At 33.8% G+C, this 14105-nt stretch carries 19 protein-coding genes and 1 pseudogene; 11 read left to right on the forward strand and 9 right to left on the reverse strand.

Annotated elements, in window-relative coordinates; all coding sequences use genetic code 11:
* The first annotated feature begins 113 nt into the window (after positions 1-113).
* Positions 114-1328 (forward strand): helix-turn-helix transcriptional regulator, encoded by a 1215-nt coding sequence (locus tag AZF08_RS17350; protein ID WP_033674052.1) that lies wholly within the window; start codon positions 114-116, stop codon positions 1326-1328.
* Between the two features lie 68 nt (positions 1329-1396).
* A complete protein-coding gene (locus tag AZF08_RS17355) occupies positions 1397-1576 on the forward strand; it encodes an H-type small acid-soluble spore protein (protein ID WP_033674053.1) in 180 nt (59 codons plus the stop codon).
* Positions 1577-1717: 141 nt separating this feature from the next.
* On the opposite strand, the pseudogene AZF08_RS17360 reads toward AZF08_RS17355, so the two are convergent.
* A pseudogene (locus AZF08_RS17360) lies at positions 1718-1986 on the reverse strand (SpaA isopeptide-forming pilin-related protein); the annotation flags it as partial.
* A gap of 392 nt (positions 1987-2378) precedes the next feature.
* On the opposite strand from AZF08_RS17360, the gene AZF08_RS17365 reads away from it, so the two are divergent.
* The 3 genes from AZF08_RS17365 to AZF08_RS30520 are packed head-to-tail and all read left to right on the forward strand — an operon-like array spanning position 2379 to position 3578.
* Entirely contained in the window at positions 2379-2714 is a 336-nt protein-coding gene (locus AZF08_RS17365; RefSeq protein ID WP_033674055.1) for an antibiotic biosynthesis monooxygenase family protein, read from the forward strand.
* Positions 2715-2717: 3 nt separating this feature from the next.
* Entirely contained in the window at positions 2718-3323 is a 606-nt protein-coding gene (locus AZF08_RS17370) for a dienelactone hydrolase family protein (RefSeq protein WP_033674056.1), read from the forward strand.
* Between the two features lie 12 nt (positions 3324-3335).
* A complete protein-coding gene (locus AZF08_RS30520; RefSeq protein WP_033674057.1) occupies positions 3336-3578 on the forward strand; it encodes a hypothetical protein in 243 nt (80 codons plus the stop codon).
* 43 nt (positions 3579-3621) lie between these two features.
* On the opposite strand, the gene AZF08_RS17380 is transcribed toward AZF08_RS30520, so the two are convergent.
* From AZF08_RS17380 to AZF08_RS17405, 6 genes are all read right to left on the reverse strand, one after another.
* Positions 3622-3795: a DUF3951 domain-containing protein gene (locus tag AZF08_RS17380; protein WP_063177327.1), complete on the reverse strand. Its 174-nt coding sequence runs from the start codon at positions 3793-3795 to the stop codon at positions 3622-3624.
* Positions 3796-3859: 64 nt separating this feature from the next.
* Positions 3860-4171 carry an AzlD domain-containing protein gene (locus AZF08_RS17385; protein ID WP_033674058.1) on the reverse strand — a complete coding sequence of 104 codons (312 nt, stop codon included), beginning with the start codon at positions 4169-4171 and terminating at the stop codon, positions 3860-3862.
* Entirely contained in the window at positions 4162-4887 is a 726-nt protein-coding gene (locus tag AZF08_RS17390) for an AzlC family ABC transporter permease (RefSeq protein WP_033674059.1), read from the reverse strand. Before AZF08_RS17390 ends, AZF08_RS17385 begins: the two co-directional genes overlap by 10 nt.
* Positions 4887-5714, reverse strand: coding sequence for a TrmB family transcriptional regulator (locus AZF08_RS17395; protein WP_033674060.1), 828 nt, complete (start codon positions 5712-5714; stop codon positions 4887-4889). Before AZF08_RS17395 ends, AZF08_RS17390 begins: the two co-directional genes overlap by 1 nt.
* A gap of 38 nt (positions 5715-5752) precedes the next feature.
* A complete protein-coding gene (locus AZF08_RS17400) occupies positions 5753-6466 on the reverse strand; it encodes an alanyl-tRNA editing protein (RefSeq protein WP_033674061.1) in 714 nt (237 codons plus the stop codon).
* 234 nt (positions 6467-6700) lie between these two features.
* The gene (locus tag AZF08_RS17405) at positions 6701-7255 is read right to left on the reverse strand and encodes a helix-turn-helix domain-containing protein (RefSeq protein ID WP_033674062.1); all 555 of its coding nucleotides are present in this window, start codon (positions 7253-7255) and stop codon (positions 6701-6703) included.
* A 114-nt stretch (positions 7256-7369) separates the two neighbouring features.
* Between AZF08_RS17405 and AZF08_RS17410 the strand changes: the two genes are divergently transcribed.
* Positions 7370-7954 carry a LysE family transporter gene (locus tag AZF08_RS17410; protein WP_033674063.1) on the forward strand — a complete coding sequence of 195 codons (585 nt, stop codon included), beginning with the start codon at positions 7370-7372 and terminating at the stop codon, positions 7952-7954.
* Positions 7955-8175: 221 nt separating this feature from the next.
* Here the strand turns inward: AZF08_RS17410 and AZF08_RS17415 are convergent, their stop codons facing one another.
* Both AZF08_RS17415 and AZF08_RS17420 read right to left on the reverse strand, forming a co-directional pair.
* Positions 8176-8625, reverse strand: coding sequence for an NUDIX domain-containing protein (locus AZF08_RS17415; protein WP_051725695.1), 450 nt, complete (start codon positions 8623-8625; stop codon positions 8176-8178).
* 115 nt (positions 8626-8740) lie between these two features.
* Positions 8741-9631, reverse strand: coding sequence for a DNA-binding domain-containing protein (locus AZF08_RS17420; RefSeq protein ID WP_033674158.1), 891 nt, complete (start codon positions 9629-9631; stop codon positions 8741-8743).
* Between the two features lie 177 nt (positions 9632-9808).
* Between AZF08_RS17420 and AZF08_RS17425 the strand changes: the two genes are divergently transcribed.
* The 5 genes from AZF08_RS17425 to AZF08_RS17445 all read left to right on the forward strand — a co-directional run bounded on the left by AZF08_RS17425 (position 9809) and on the right by AZF08_RS17445 (position 14085).
* Positions 9809-10411 carry an HD domain-containing protein gene (locus AZF08_RS17425; RefSeq protein WP_033674064.1) on the forward strand — a complete coding sequence of 201 codons (603 nt, stop codon included), beginning with the start codon at positions 9809-9811 and terminating at the stop codon, positions 10409-10411.
* A 134-nt stretch (positions 10412-10545) separates the two neighbouring features.
* Positions 10546-11022, forward strand: coding sequence for a VOC family protein (locus AZF08_RS17430; protein WP_033674065.1), 477 nt, complete (start codon positions 10546-10548; stop codon positions 11020-11022).
* Between the two features lie 6 nt (positions 11023-11028).
* Positions 11029-12261: an MFS transporter gene (locus AZF08_RS17435; protein ID WP_033674066.1), complete on the forward strand. Its 1233-nt coding sequence runs from the start codon at positions 11029-11031 to the stop codon at positions 12259-12261.
* 130 nt (positions 12262-12391) lie between these two features.
* Positions 12392-12853: an ArsR/SmtB family transcription factor gene (locus AZF08_RS17440; protein WP_033674067.1), complete on the forward strand. Its 462-nt coding sequence runs from the start codon at positions 12392-12394 to the stop codon at positions 12851-12853.
* Between the two features lie 11 nt (positions 12854-12864).
* Positions 12865-14085, forward strand: coding sequence for an MFS transporter (locus AZF08_RS17445; protein WP_033674068.1), 1221 nt, complete (start codon positions 12865-12867; stop codon positions 14083-14085).
* Positions 14086-14105: the final 20 nt, after the last annotated feature.

Genomic DNA, 14105 nt, shown 5'->3' on the forward strand with positions numbered 1-14105 from the left:
ACTCTCCCCTAAAAAGTTTAATTGTGTTAAACTCATTATATAACCAACTTTCAAAATTTTACAACAAAAGGTTTAATTATATTTAACTTTTTTTATGATAAAGGAGCAATCACATGGCTACTCTTGGTGAAAAAATTAAGACCTTGCGAAAAGAAAAGCACCTTACCCAGACAGAATTAGCTGGTACAGAGTTAACGAAAAGTATGCTAAGTCAAATCGAAAATGGAAAAGCAACACCTTCCATGAAAACATTACATTATCTTGCTGGTAAGCTTGGATGTGAGGCAAGTTTTTTATTGGAAGAAGACAATGAGGAAATAACAGAACTCATTCAAAAAATGGAGCATGCTATACAGTCCCACCAATTCGAAGAAGTATATCAAACGCTATTGCCTATCGTTCAAGAAGAACTACCACCAACCTTAAGCACAGCACATTTATATAAACAATTTGTAAGGGTTGCAATTCATATGAGAGATTATGACGTACATTCCTATATAGAAAAAGCCATATTCATTTTTCAAAAATATACCTTCTATCGTGAAAGTACACAAACAAGTTTAATGCTCTGTCATGTATTATTTGCCCAAAAAAAGTATGAGAAATGCCTACAACTCATTTCATCTATTCAAAAAGACTACGAAACAAAGCAATTGGAAATGGATCTTATTATACAAATAGAACTTTTCTTAAGCGAAGCAATTATTTTACTCGCCTATGGTAATTATGAAGAATGCGAAAATATTATCTTACAAGCACTGGAATTTTCAAAAAAACATCAAGTGTATTATAAAACGGACGAATTTTATCGAATTCTCTCTTATCAAAAAGTAATAGTGGCTGATAAGAAAAAATATTTATACTATGTAGAAAAATCAGAGCAATTCGCTGTTTTTATAGAGGATACCTTAGCCGCTGCTAACATAGATATATTAAAAACTTATTACTATAATACAATAACAAAAGAGTATACTTTAGCCTTACAACACCTAAAGGTATTTAGAGAAAAGCTTCAAAACGAACCCAATTTTAAAGAAGATGGACTTTATTACCTTGAAAAGGGAAAAGCCTTATATGGCCTTGGACAATATAAAGAAGCGTTAGAAGAATTACAACAAGCAACAATCCCAGATTATATGTTTCACCCGCTAGATCAAGCATGGATTATAACTGGAGGTGCTTATCGTGCCCTTTGCTATATGCAACTACAAAATAAACAACAAGCGCTTCATGAGGCAACGGAAGCCTTTCATGCTATACAAGAATTCCCTGATTCAACGTTTACCACTTTTATTAAAGAAACATTACAAATAATACAAAAATTTTAAATCTACACCAAACTGGTATATTACTCCTCCCTTCAAGCAAAAATAATAAAGATGGGAGGAATGTAAAGATGAACGTTCAACGCGCAAAAGAAATTTCCGAGTCATCAGAACAAGCACATGTCAGTTTTCAAGGTATGCCCGTTATGATCCAGCATGTTGATGAAAACAATGAGACCGCACGCATATACGATGCAACGAACCCTGATCGTGAATTAACAGTTCCAGTTAATAGCCTAGAGGAAATATAAGAAATCCCACTTCAATTTCATTTGAAGTGGGATTTTTTTATTTTTGTTTTATTACTTGCCCGCCAATAGTAGGAGGATAAAACCTAATCAATTTTCAAAATAAAAAAATACTCCTTTATTATTTTTACACTCTAAAATCTATCAGTTATCGTTTCTTTTTTTGAAAAACAAAAAAACAGTAAGTAGCATCAATATGCCGCCAATGAGATAGAAGATTGTTGTCCCTATACTCCCGGTTGCAGGAATCACCCATTCACTCTTATTTTTTGTATGGATGTTATTGATGTTAAATGAACTTCAATAGGGTCTCTTAAAAGCATATATCCTTCTGGCGCTTGAATTTCTTTCAATGTATAGTAACCGATTAGCAATTGATCTGAAATTGCCTTACCATTTTCATCTGTTGTTACTATACCAAACCCTTTTAATAGCTTTCTTTTTCTATCTTCTGTATTCTTCACAAAACCACCTTCTTATTTATCCCGTATTAACGAACAATAAAAGCTAACTATCAATTATAAAGTAAACTACCTTCACTTTATAATTATTATTAAATCAAATTAATTATATATACTTATCTGGTATATTTCTACCATAAATCTACTTTTTTATTATATTAATATCATTTTTTCTAATTTCAGACAAAGCCTCTGTTTATTTATGAAATTGTGAAATTTCACATTCAAAATACAGTTTTTAAGATTATTTCATAAAGTAGAACTTTGATTACCAGGATTTATTTCATGAATTTTCAAAAATTTTATGATAAAATACCATTCATACATATACTTGGAGGGATTGTATGAACAACTCTAAACAATATAGTAAGCCCTATTACGCAGTGATATTCACTTCTCAGCTTTCAAAAGATACCACTGATTATAACGATGTGGCAGAAGAAATGGAAAAGCTCGCTAAACAGCAACCAGGATTTATAGATGTTGAAAGCGTACGAGATGCATCAGGATTAGGCATTACAATTTCATATTGGGAGTCACTTGAGGCAATTAAACATTGGAGAGAAAATGCAGCACATACAGCAGCAAGAAAAAGAGGCCGCGAACAATGGTATGAAAGCTTTCATATGAAAATATGTGTTGTAGAAAGAAAATATAATTTTCAGAGGAAAGGTTTATAATCCATGAAGAACAAAGTAGCTCTAATTGTTGTTCACGAAGTATACAGCGTAAATGAGCATATGCAGGATGTAATCTCCAGGTTTTCTTCATCACAGATCGATGTCTTCTGCCCGAATCTTTTACAGCTAGATGCTCCTTTTCATTATAATGAGGAACAAAAAGCGTATTCCCACTTTATGAAAAACATTGGATTTCAGTGTGGTAGAGAACAAATTGAAGAAATGGTGACAATGCTTTCAAAAGATTACGCGTATATAGGACTCATCGGATTCAGCATTGGCGCAACGATTGCATGGCTATGCAGTAACAATCTCAAAGTTAATTTTGTTATTGGCTGCTACGGATCCCGTATACGAGATTATTTACAAATTACCCCTACATGCCCTACCCTTTTGATTTTTCCAGAATCGGAAACGAGTTTTTCAGTATCTTCTCTTATTACAGAACTACAAAATCACTACAGTCTACTACTACAAATTGAGCAGCTTCCTGGTGAACATGGATATTTAAATTCATATACTACAAAATATAACGACCAATCTACTAAACGAGCGTATAATAGAATAGACTCATTTCTTCTAGAGAACCTGCTGGAAATCATGTATTAGAGGAGTTTTTATATGTCATTCACATTCATTTTTCTTACTTTCGTTCTGTTTCTTGTAATCTTAACATTAACTCTCATTTTTATAAACGGTTTAACTTTCTTCAAAACGGTACGACTTTTTTATAAACAGTATAACTTTGTTTTAAATCAACACCAAAGCGGAATGAAAAGATACAATGCGTACGCGAGAACCATCCAGATTGCGAAAGATACGATTTGCTGTGATGAAAGTATCGGGAAAATACTAGAGGAGTAATACAGAATAATCAAATAAACATGGAAGGAAGAAAAGCCTACATTCAACTTTTCTTCCTTCTATGTTTATCTTTATGAGACTGCATTGTTACGGAGTCACAAGGTGTGTAATAGATTTGCGGCGTTGCTTTATTAACAAGCATTGTAAAAGTAATCAAACCAATAATGAAGAAAATAAACAATGTAAACAAGATAAAACCTATTGTTAAAAGAATCATAACACCACCCCTATTTTTCATTCATGATATTACACTTTTCGATATAATATGAGAGGAATCCTTGTTATAAGAACAATCGTAACAAAATAATCACAATCACTCCCGTTAACACCGTTCCTAGTAAACTACGTGTATAGATGGCAACAAGGAATGTCGGTATTGCCGCAATCAAATAATCCCATTGCATCTTTTCATGCATAAATAACACTTGTGCAAGAAGTGCCGCCAATATAGCAATTGGTATATAACTTAACCATTTTAATCCCCAATCTGGAATTTGTATTTTACTAAATACAATGAGAGGTAATAGACGCGGAATTAAAGTAACTACACCTGCTCCAATTAGAAGTAATAACACATCTAACCTTACTTCCATTTCTCAATCACCACCCCAATTGTTGCTGCTACAAGTGTTGCTATAATAACTGCTACGCTGGCTGGTACAAAAAAGTGTGTACCGTATGCAATAACAATCGCTACAATAGCAACGCTTAAATGAATTGCCAATTTCGGATGACTGCTTATTAATTGAAGAACAAACAATCCAATAAACATAGCAGGTAATGCATAATCCATACCGTATGTATGGGGATCTGGTATCCACTCTCCAAAAATACCACCGATGACATTTGCAATAATCCAGTTTAAATATCCTGTTACATTTAAACCGAGCATCCACCTCTCACTTAAATATTGTTGTTTCGAAGCTTGCTGCACTGCAAGACCAAATGTCTCATCTGTAATTTGTGAACCGATAATCATATTTTTCAAAAAAGGAACTTTCGTTAAATAAGGTGCAAGCGCAGCACTCATTAACAAATGACGTAAATTCACAAAAAATACAGTAAAAATAATTGTAGAAGTAGGTGCCCCGGCGGCGAACATACCAGCCAGTATAAATTGTGAGGAACCTGCATAAATCAAAGTAGACATAAGAGCAATTTCCGCCAATGAAAATCCAGCTGTTTTTTCAATTACACCGGCGGCAATACCGATACTTAAATAACCGAGAACAGTCGGCAAACAGTCTTTTATACCTTGCCTAAATGTATCGTCAGCTTGTATCGTTACCCGTGCCTCAGCCCTATCCATTAATCTTCCTCCTTTTCTTGCACAAACCGTTTCCCCGTTACAACATGAACCAAGTCTGTATTCCCACGCCATAGTGCGTCTAACTTATCAGGACCGAACTCTTGTGTAATTTCTTCGACCATAATGTCATGCCGGACATATTCTGTTGCGACAAGAACTAGTGCCGGATCGTACGTTGTTACAGCCCATGAGGTACTATTATCTGAAAAGTTAGCAATCAGCACTTCTTTCCCGTCTCGTGCAACCACGGTTAAATGCCCACCCATCCGCTCTTTCACAACATCTGGCGTCATATAATTATGATGAAACGTCGTGCCAATATTCGTATGAGGCGCACCAAAAAGAATAGAGAATATATGTACACCTTCTCGCTCTTTGCTTTGAATAAGCGCCTCCAGCTCAATCACTTGCTGTTCCCACACAGAAATCCATAGTTCTTCTTCAGCTCTTTCAATAATATTACGAATTTCTTTCAAAATGCGTTCATCAGTGCGAATATGAGAGATTACATCTACTTGGCGTTCTTGCTCTAAACAATTTAACTTTTGATCAAGGAAATCAAATGATTTTTCAAAATCCTTTCTCATTCGGTTCACTAATTCAGTTGCAGACACTGGAACATATTTAACTGGTTCTGAAGGTACTAAATGTACTGCCCCCTTATCCATCAATTTACCTAATACTTCATAAATCATGGACCGTGGTACACCAGTTTGTTTACTTATTTCATAACCGGTTGCTGGATAATGCTTTAATAAACCAATATATGCTTTGCACTCATATTGAGAAAAACCTAATTTCTGTAGTTCCTTCATGACTTCATCCATTGCAATCCCTCACTTCACTATGAATCCATTATTTATATTTATTGAACAGCCCGTACTTCAAAACGACGATTTTGCTTTCCCTTGCTTTTCACTTTATCGATAACAAGAGAGCCAATTTCATTTGTATTTTTAACATGTGTCCCTCCGCATGCTTGCTCATCGATATCTTGAATCGTTACAATGCGAATTTCTTGGATAGTAGGTGGTAGAAGATTGATTGCTGTTTTAATCATTCCTGCGGCTTTTTCTGCTTCTTCGCGGCTTATCATTTTAGTGGAAATTTCTTTGTCTTTCTGGATCAATTGATTCGTCTCTGCTTCAATTTCAGCAACTTGTTCACTCGTTAGCTCCTGTAATTCGTTAAAGTCAATACGTGCCTTATCAGGATAGATTTGATTCCCTGTACATAATGCACCGTATTTTTCATATACTACTGCACCAATAAGATGTAGCAATGAATGGTGACGCATTAAGTTATGACGACGTTCCCAATCAATTTCTAACTGAACCGGCCCAACCTTGAGACGCGCTCCATCTTTCACATAGTGAACAATTTCTCCTTGTTCTTTCTTTACTTTTACAACTTCAAACGTATACTCACCTTGTGTAATTACACCTGTATCACACTCTTGTCCTCCGCCAGTTGGATAAAAAATCGTTTCCTTCACAAATACTCTATCCCCATCAACTTTCGTTACCTTTGTTTGGCAGCTTTTCCTGTACGCATCCTGCAAAAACAATGCTTCTGTCATGTTCCCACCCCTTTAGTAGTTATTGTTATACCTACTAATATAAAAAGAAAAATATGGATAGTCAATAAAATTCCGAATTTTAATTTAATTACCAAAAAACTATCTTTTGGATAGAGATGAAAAATTTATTTAATATTGATAAAAAACAAAGAGTCATACTACCTCTGAATGGGAGTATAACTCTTTTGAGTTGTTTAATTATCGCTAATTAAACTCGAATCTGTAAAAGATTTGTTAGTTTGGATAATGTATTGTCATACTTAATCGAGTTAATGTTTCTCCAGAATTATAATATATGTGAGGCCTATCAGCCCTAAACCTGATTGAATCACCACTTTTTAATTTATATTGAGATTCACTGACTTGAATCGTTACTTCTCCATCAAAAACAGTAATAAATTCCTCAGCTCCCTCTCTATGAGAATTAGAACTTAACCTCCCTTCTTTTTCAATTTCAACAGAGTAAACTTCAAAGCGCCTATCTTCTTGGAAGGGAAAAGAAGGATATACTCTATACCTTCCATTGTCTTCAGATAATACCTGAATTTCATTTCTTAACACAACTTTCGTATCAGGCTGCGGATTATTGATGAGGGAAGTAAAGGAAATCTTTAAGCCATTTGCTATTTTCCAAATTGTTGTAAGGGTTGGACTTGACTCTCCCCTTTCGATTTGTCCTATCATCGTTTTGCTTACTCCACTTAATTGAGAGACCTTTTCCAAACTTAATTTTTCCTTCTCTCTAATCGCTTTTAAATTTCTTGCAAGAATAAGATGAATTTCCTCCATAAACTCACTCCTATACCATTTACAATATAACGACCATTATGTATAATAAAAAGCACAACGTTATATTGTTCATTTTGGACATTATAACATACATTATGAAAAGGAGGTTCAAAAATGCCTTTGTTTTCATTTTTGTTATTTGTTTTTATTACTAGTTTTACTCCAGGTCCCAACAATATCATGGCAATGACGTTTGCGAATAACCATGGATTGAAAAAAACAATTACATTTTGTTTAGGAGTAGGTGTCGGATTTTTTGTTATTACATTATTGTGTAGTTTTTTTAACATCATACTTACAAGTGCTATGCCAGTAATTGAATTTCCTTTGACCGTTTTTGGTGTAGGTTATATGTTATATTTAGCTTTTAAAATATTTACCAGTAAAGATAATGACGATGGTAATGATAAAGGGAATAGAAACTTTTTCTTAATAGGTATCTTGTTACAATTTATTAATCCAAAAGGTATTCTTTTTGGAATTACAGTAGTAGCAACCTTCATTCTTCCCTATTACAATTCATATTTCAGCTATCTTCTTTTTTCATTATTTTTAGGAATGGTTGGTGTAATGAGTACATTTAGTTGGAGTCTATTTGGTTCGATTTTTCAAAAACTCTTATTACAATACAGAAAACAGTTTAATATCATTATGGCAGTTTTATTGGTATACAGTGCTTTTTCAATTATCATAAAATAAATATGTAAAAAAAATGTTTTTTTAAAAGAAAGAAGTGACTCTATTTGGTCGTTAATTGCGGTCTATTGAGTCACCTTTTCCACATTATCACAAATCTACACCTTCTTCTAGGAGAGAGCAATTCATTCCTTTCTCTATAAAAAATAAGCCTGTAATAGAGAGACTTTCTTTCACTCTATTACAGGCTATGACATAAAACATTTCAATCATATACAGTAGCGCTAAATCCGTAAAGCGTTTACCGGATTAAAAATACCAGTTCCACTTTTTTTGTATTCTTTCAAAGCATTTTGTAAAGTTAATGCCAATGGGGAAGGAAGACACTCTAATGAAAACCATCCAATTTCATCAATCGCATGTTTTTCCAGATTTTCCGCTCTTCCATTTTTTACTTTTGCAATATAGGTTGGACATATCCAATGTGCATCCTCTTCACTTAAAATATGATTCGTTACACATAATAACGATATAATTTCAATCTCTAATCCTACTTCTTCTTGAATTTCCCTCACTACTGTGTCTTCTACCGTTTCCATCCATTCTACTTTTCCACCAGGTAAACTCCAGTGTCCTTTTTCCGGTGCTTTTTTCCGTAGCACCAGAAGTAATTCATTTCGTTCATTTAAAATAAACGCTCCAACTCCAACACGCGGATGTAATTGTTGCTTCATAGGAATTTCCCTCCTTAACTTGCATCCTTCTATTTCTACTTTTTTAATTTTAACATGAAAATAAAAAGAGTAATTTTCTATTAGCTTCTTAAAAACCCATAGAAAATTACTTCCTTTATTTCATAGACATCATTTGTTCTCTTCTATCCATTTTGTTATGCTGATCCAAATATTGTTTACATACATTCACAAAAGACGGTAATGTCCTTATTTGTTCAATATCAGAGCTTTCAATAAAACCAGTCATTTGCTTCGTCATTTCATTCATACTAGTAAGAAGTTCTTCCTTTTCATATTTCAATTTCTCATTTTCCGCACGAAGATTTTGAATTTCTTGCTGCACGTCTTGTTTAGAATTTTCCTTTGCACGCCCAGCTGCCATACTAGAAAGCTTATATATCCCCTCCATAAATTGATATAGTTCTTGTTTTTCTCCTTGTACACCGATTGTTTCAAAATTATCGACAATCCCTGATAACATAGTAACTAAATTGGTTTCTGTATTTTCAAGATGAGTTACTATTTCCTTTGTATCATTCCGATTTTCATCAACATCATTTTCTAATCCATGTTTTCTCTTACGCCCAGGCTTCCCTTTTTTTATATTTTCAAATGGTAATTCTTGTTTTTTTAATTTATAATACGTATTCTGCAATTGACTTTCCGTTTTCGGAAACAATTGTAAGTTCTCTTTACTAATCGCCTCCGAAGTATCCGCAATATTTAAATCATAGCGCTGACAAAACTGATACGTAGCATATAATAATTCCAATTCTGATTTTAACCACATAATTTGCGATTGTACATATGCTAATATCCCGCCCATTTTTTCAATATCTCTTTGAAAGGCTACCATTTTATTATATAAATCCATTAACTCATCATATGTTACATGGAATTGCTTCTCTATTTTTCTACATTCTTCTTGTACTTTCCGAAGGTTCCTTATTTCATTTGCTATATTTTTCAAAAGACTTAGTACATGAATTGCCGTTTGTTGATACATGGTATTCCCGCCCTTCTCACCATTTTGCAATTTTTATATTCTCCCTGTCTTTTGTAAAAATAAAAAATATTATAAAAATATTTTACAATATTTCTAAATTATCCGTCAAATCAACTTAAATTGACACATTCTATTTTTATATTAAGATTAGTTTATAGAAATACGAGGGGGATCTATATGGAACATAACATTTTAAAAGTCATTGCACTAGCAGAAAAGTTAAAATATGAAATGAGACACAGTTGGCTCTCAAACGGGCGTCAGGAAAGTGTTGCCGAACATACTTGGCGTATGTCACTCATGGCTATTTTGGTTCAACCGTATTTAGATAAAAACGTAAATATGGAAAAACTATTAAAGATGGTTATTATTCATGATCTTGTAGAAGCAGAGGCTGGTGATATTCCCGCTTTTGATACAATGAATAGTGAAGAATTACAACTAAAAAAACAAGAAAATGAACAAAAAGCAATTTTAAACATTAAACATACACTAGACGGTTCTCTCGGAGAAGAGTTGTATGATTTATGGATGGAATTTGAAGCAAAAGAAACATACGAGGCGAAAGTAGCAAATGCTCTCGATAAACTGGAAGTAAAAATTCAGCATAACGAAGCTGACATTGATACATGGCTTCCAATTGAACATAAAATGACATTCCAAGTTGCGAAACATACAGACTTTGACTCTTTCTTATCAAAATTACAAAAGATTATTGAACAAGAAGGCGAAAAAAAATTAATTGCTGCCGGCATTGATGTCGAGGCATGCAAACAGTAACAGTTCATCCACGATGAGCTGTTTTTTCATACTTTTGTATGAGATACCTCCACTCTTTTTATCGATTTCATTTAGAAATATAAAGAATACAATTATAAATAAGAACTACATTTTAATTACTAGGAGGATTATTTATGATTAAAGGATTATACGAAGCACATCTCCCCGTTCATAATCTAGAAGTATCCATACCATTCTATGAATCATTGGGATTAAAACTATATAAAAGATATGAAGATACTGCCTTCTTTTGGATTGTAAAAGAACAAAGTTGGCTCGGGCTTTGGGAAGGAGAAGAATATAAAACTCCATATCATCCCTCTCTTCGGCATCTTGCTTTTCAAGTAGACTTCGAGTTTCTTTACACATCTGTTCAGTGGCTTCAAGACAGAAATATTGAACCGGTTCCATTTGGTAATCGAAATACGATTGAACCTTTTGTTCGCCCTAATCAAGGAAATGCTTCTGTCTATTTTAAAGATCCAGACCATAATAGTATTGAGTTTATTAGTTTCCTTAAAGTTCCTGATAAACTAAAACATATTACAAAGAAACTTTCTTTAGAAGAATGGAATAAGCTTTCACAATCCCATTTACGAAAGGAAAGCTAATTCCTTATGCCATCACATTCTCTTACATATCGTCAACTTCTCAAACATAACAGTGAATTTAAGAAACTATTTTATGCCCAAACATTAAGTGTGCTCGGAGATTGGTTTCACACTATCGCATTGTTAACATTCGTCTATAGTGCCACTCAATCTCCATTCATGCTTGCATTAACCTTTATGAGCAAAAGTGTACCGCAACTTCTTCTCAGCCCTTTTATTGGTGCAATTGTAGATCGCTTTTCGAAAAAGAAAATTATGATTTTGGCTGATGTTTTACGAGGAGTCATTGTTCTTACATATTTGTTAGTATTCTACAAAATTGAAATTATTTTTATCGCTAATATACTACTAGCCATCCTTTCTTCCCTATTTAGTCCTGCAAAACAAGCATCTATAAAGAGCATTGTAAAACAAGATCATTTAGTAACTGCAAACTCTCTTTCTGGTACAATGGATGGTTTTATGGCTATCATGGGTGCTTCACTGGGTGGTATGACTGCTCAAATGATGAATGTGGAAGCCGCTTTTTTCATCAATAGTGTTTCTTTCTTCATTTCGGCATTACTCATTTATAAAACAAAAATTCTTTCTTATGAAGCTGCTAAAACGAAAAAAGCATTTTTCACCGATATGAAAGAAGGCTTTACATATATTTTAAATCAAAAAATTATCCTTACTTTAATCCTTATCGGTATTTCATGGGGCATTATTGGCGGTGCTTACCAACTGCTTTTAACAATATATGCAGAAAGCATCTTTCACGTAGGAAATAATGGCATAGGTATACTATATGCTGTTCAAGGTGCAGGTCTTATGATTGGTAGTCTATTTGTAAACCACTATATTAGTTCAAACGAAAATAGAATGAAGAAAGCATTTGGCTTGGCTTATTTGTGGCAAGGGATTTTCTTTCTCTGCTTCGTTCTATCCGATCAACTTATTATCGGCATAATTACATTACTAGGAATGAGAATTGCTGGAGGAATTATTATTCCCCTCGATACAACCTTATTACAAACCTATACGAAAGAAAGTATGGTTGGCAAAGTTTTTTCGTTTCATTATTCTATTTACGGATCCCTTATGCAACTCTCTATGTTTATTACAGGATGGCTTTTAGAAACGGTTTCTCCTCAAACGATTGGTAGCTTTTTAGCCATATGTTGTATTTTCGTTAGTCTTATATGGATTTTTCTCTTTTATAGTGGAAAACTCAATGAACCAAAAAAGGTAGCATGAGGATATATATGCTATCTTTTTTGGTTGCTCTATGTCGAAAAACGTATTAAAAAAGCGAATTTCTTTTATTTACGTACTAATTATTTAGAATGTACAATTATTTTAGATTAATAAACGAGGAGGTTTTATGATGTCCAATCAACAATTTACCATTTCTGCCGAACAACAAAAGTTAATTTCAAATGCAATCCGTATTCAAATTCTTCACATTTTAAAAGAGGAAGTTCTCACCGCAAAACAAGTAGCGACTAAACTTAACAAATCCCCTGGCAGCATTCATTATCACGTGCAGTTACTATATGATGGCGGTCTTCTGGAATTAGTGGAAACGAAAGAAAAACGTGGCATTGTTGAAAAATACTACAAAGCAAAAGCGGTTCATTTTATCACTGAAACAGAGAACTTAACTGATTCCAATCCATCTAGTCATATTCAGTCCCACCTATTTTTAAACGAGGAAGAATTCCAGCAGCTCTCCTGGGAAATTACACAAGTTTTATTACGCTGGGAGAATAAAACAGCACGTCATACAAAAACGGAACAAGAATATGCCATCTCCGTTCGCCTTCAAAAAATAATAGAAGAAAGGTGAATAGATCTATCATGAAAACAAAATTATTATTATTGTCCGGAACTGGTATTTCTCGTTTAGGTGATTTCATGTATATCATCGCTCTCACCACGATGGTATTAAAAAATACGAATTCACCAGCAGCTGTGGCTGGATTAGCGTTAGTATCTTCACTTGCTACCGTCTGTACAAAATTTTGGTCTGGCAGCATCGTCGATCGACTCAATAAACGTTCCATTATGATTGTTACCGATATCATTCGAGCTATTTTCATTTGTTGTATTCCATTTTTCCATTCCATTTGGCCCATTTATCTTTTTATCTTCCTTACTCGCATTGCAGCATCATTCTTTGACCCTGCCTCCCTTACTTATCGAACGATGCTTATTCCTTGTGAGGAACGGGCACAATTTAACGCTTGGAATAATTTTTTTGCAACAGGAGCCGTTTTAGTAGGTCCTGCTCTTGCAGGATCACTTATGTTTGTCTATTCACCACAGATTGTAATTTATTGTAATAGCATTTCTTTTCTTATTTCAGCATTATTGATTTATTTTCTTCCAAACATCACATTACAAGGAGAACCCTCCCTCAAACAGACAAATTCTTTTTTACATACATTACAGGATGATTGGAGACAAATCTTTTTATTTGCAAAAACGAAAATATACATTATCCTGATTTTTTCCTTATTCCAAATGACTCTGCTTCTTTCTATGGCTCTTGATTCACAAGAAGGGGTTTTCATAATGAAAGTACTTCATCAATCGGAAACAGCCTATAGCATGCTTGTTAGTATAACTGGCCTTGCATATGTTTTAGGTTCATTTCTTGTCTCTCTCGTTGTAAACCGAATACCAATCCAATACAGCATAAGCATTGGTACAATTTTAACAGCAGTCGGTTATATTATTTTTGCTGTTTCCCATTCATTCCTAGTTGCAGCCAGTGGATTTATTATACTTGGCATTTTTTCATCATTTGCAAATACGGGATTTTTGACGTTCTATCAAAATAACATTCCGCTTGAAATGATGGGACGAATCGATAGTGCCTTCGACTCTATAAAAAACTTAATTCAAATTTTCTTTATCATAATAATCGGGGTATTAGCAGAATTTATTTCTATTCGGTATACCATAATTGGTAGTGCATTACTGATTTTCTTTTTCTCCTGTATGCTAGGAATATGTGTGATGCTTCCTTCCCGTAACAAACATTATGTGACCACAGAATCTTCATTGCATTATTAGAAAATTTTTTTATAGAACGA

Source organism: Bacillus gaemokensis, assembly GCF_001590835.1.
GTDB classification, from domain to species: domain Bacteria; phylum Bacillota; class Bacilli; order Bacillales; family Bacillaceae_G; genus Bacillus_A; species Bacillus_A gaemokensis.

Bases quoted from the DNA above. Each gene is read 5' to 3' on its own strand.
- AZF08_RS30520 (WP_033674057.1), top strand. From the start codon at position 3,336: ATGTCATTCACATTCATTTTTCTTACTTTCGTTCTGTTTCTTGTAATC.
- AZF08_RS17390 (WP_033674059.1), bottom strand. From the start codon at position 4,887: ATGGATAGGGCTGAGGCACGGGTAACGATACAAGCTGACGATACATTT.
- AZF08_RS17405 (WP_033674062.1), bottom strand. From the start codon at position 7,255: ATGGAGGAAATTCATCTTATTCTTGCAAGAAATTTAAAAGCGATTAGA.
- AZF08_RS17425 (WP_033674064.1), top strand. From the start codon at position 9,809: ATGGAACATAACATTTTAAAAGTCATTGCACTAGCAGAAAAGTTAAAA.
- AZF08_RS17395 (WP_033674060.1), bottom strand. From the start codon at position 5,714: ATGGATGAAGTCATGAAGGAACTACAGAAATTAGGTTTTTCTCAATAT.
- AZF08_RS17365 (WP_033674055.1), top strand. From the start codon at position 2,379: ATGAACAACTCTAAACAATATAGTAAGCCCTATTACGCAGTGATATTC.
- AZF08_RS17380 (WP_063177327.1), bottom strand. From the start codon at position 3,795: ATGATTCTTTTAACAATAGGTTTTATCTTGTTTACATTGTTTATTTTC.
- AZF08_RS17430 (WP_033674065.1), top strand. From the start codon at position 10,546: ATGATTAAAGGATTATACGAAGCACATCTCCCCGTTCATAATCTAGAA.
- AZF08_RS17350 (WP_033674052.1), top strand. From the start codon at position 114: ATGGCTACTCTTGGTGAAAAAATTAAGACCTTGCGAAAAGAAAAGCAC.
- AZF08_RS17420 (WP_033674158.1), bottom strand. From the start codon at position 9,631: ATGTATCAACAAACGGCAATTCATGTACTAAGTCTTTTGAAAAATATA.
- AZF08_RS17400 (WP_033674061.1), bottom strand. From the start codon at position 6,466: ATGACAGAAGCATTGTTTTTGCAGGATGCGTACAGGAAAAGCTGCCAA.
- AZF08_RS17440 (WP_033674067.1), top strand. From the start codon at position 12,392: ATGTCCAATCAACAATTTACCATTTCTGCCGAACAACAAAAGTTAATT.
- AZF08_RS17445 (WP_033674068.1), top strand. From the start codon at position 12,865: ATGAAAACAAAATTATTATTATTGTCCGGAACTGGTATTTCTCGTTTA.
- AZF08_RS17370 (WP_033674056.1), top strand. From the start codon at position 2,718: ATGAAGAACAAAGTAGCTCTAATTGTTGTTCACGAAGTATACAGCGTA.
- AZF08_RS17410 (WP_033674063.1), top strand. From the start codon at position 7,370: ATGCCTTTGTTTTCATTTTTGTTATTTGTTTTTATTACTAGTTTTACT.
- AZF08_RS17385 (WP_033674058.1), bottom strand. From the start codon at position 4,171: ATGGAAGTAAGGTTAGATGTGTTATTACTTCTAATTGGAGCAGGTGTA.
- AZF08_RS17355 (WP_033674053.1), top strand. From the start codon at position 1,397: ATGAACGTTCAACGCGCAAAAGAAATTTCCGAGTCATCAGAACAAGCA.
- AZF08_RS17415 (WP_051725695.1), bottom strand. From the start codon at position 8,625: ATGAAGCAACAATTACATCCGCGTGTTGGAGTTGGAGCGTTTATTTTA.
- AZF08_RS17435 (WP_033674066.1), top strand. From the start codon at position 11,029: ATGCCATCACATTCTCTTACATATCGTCAACTTCTCAAACATAACAGT.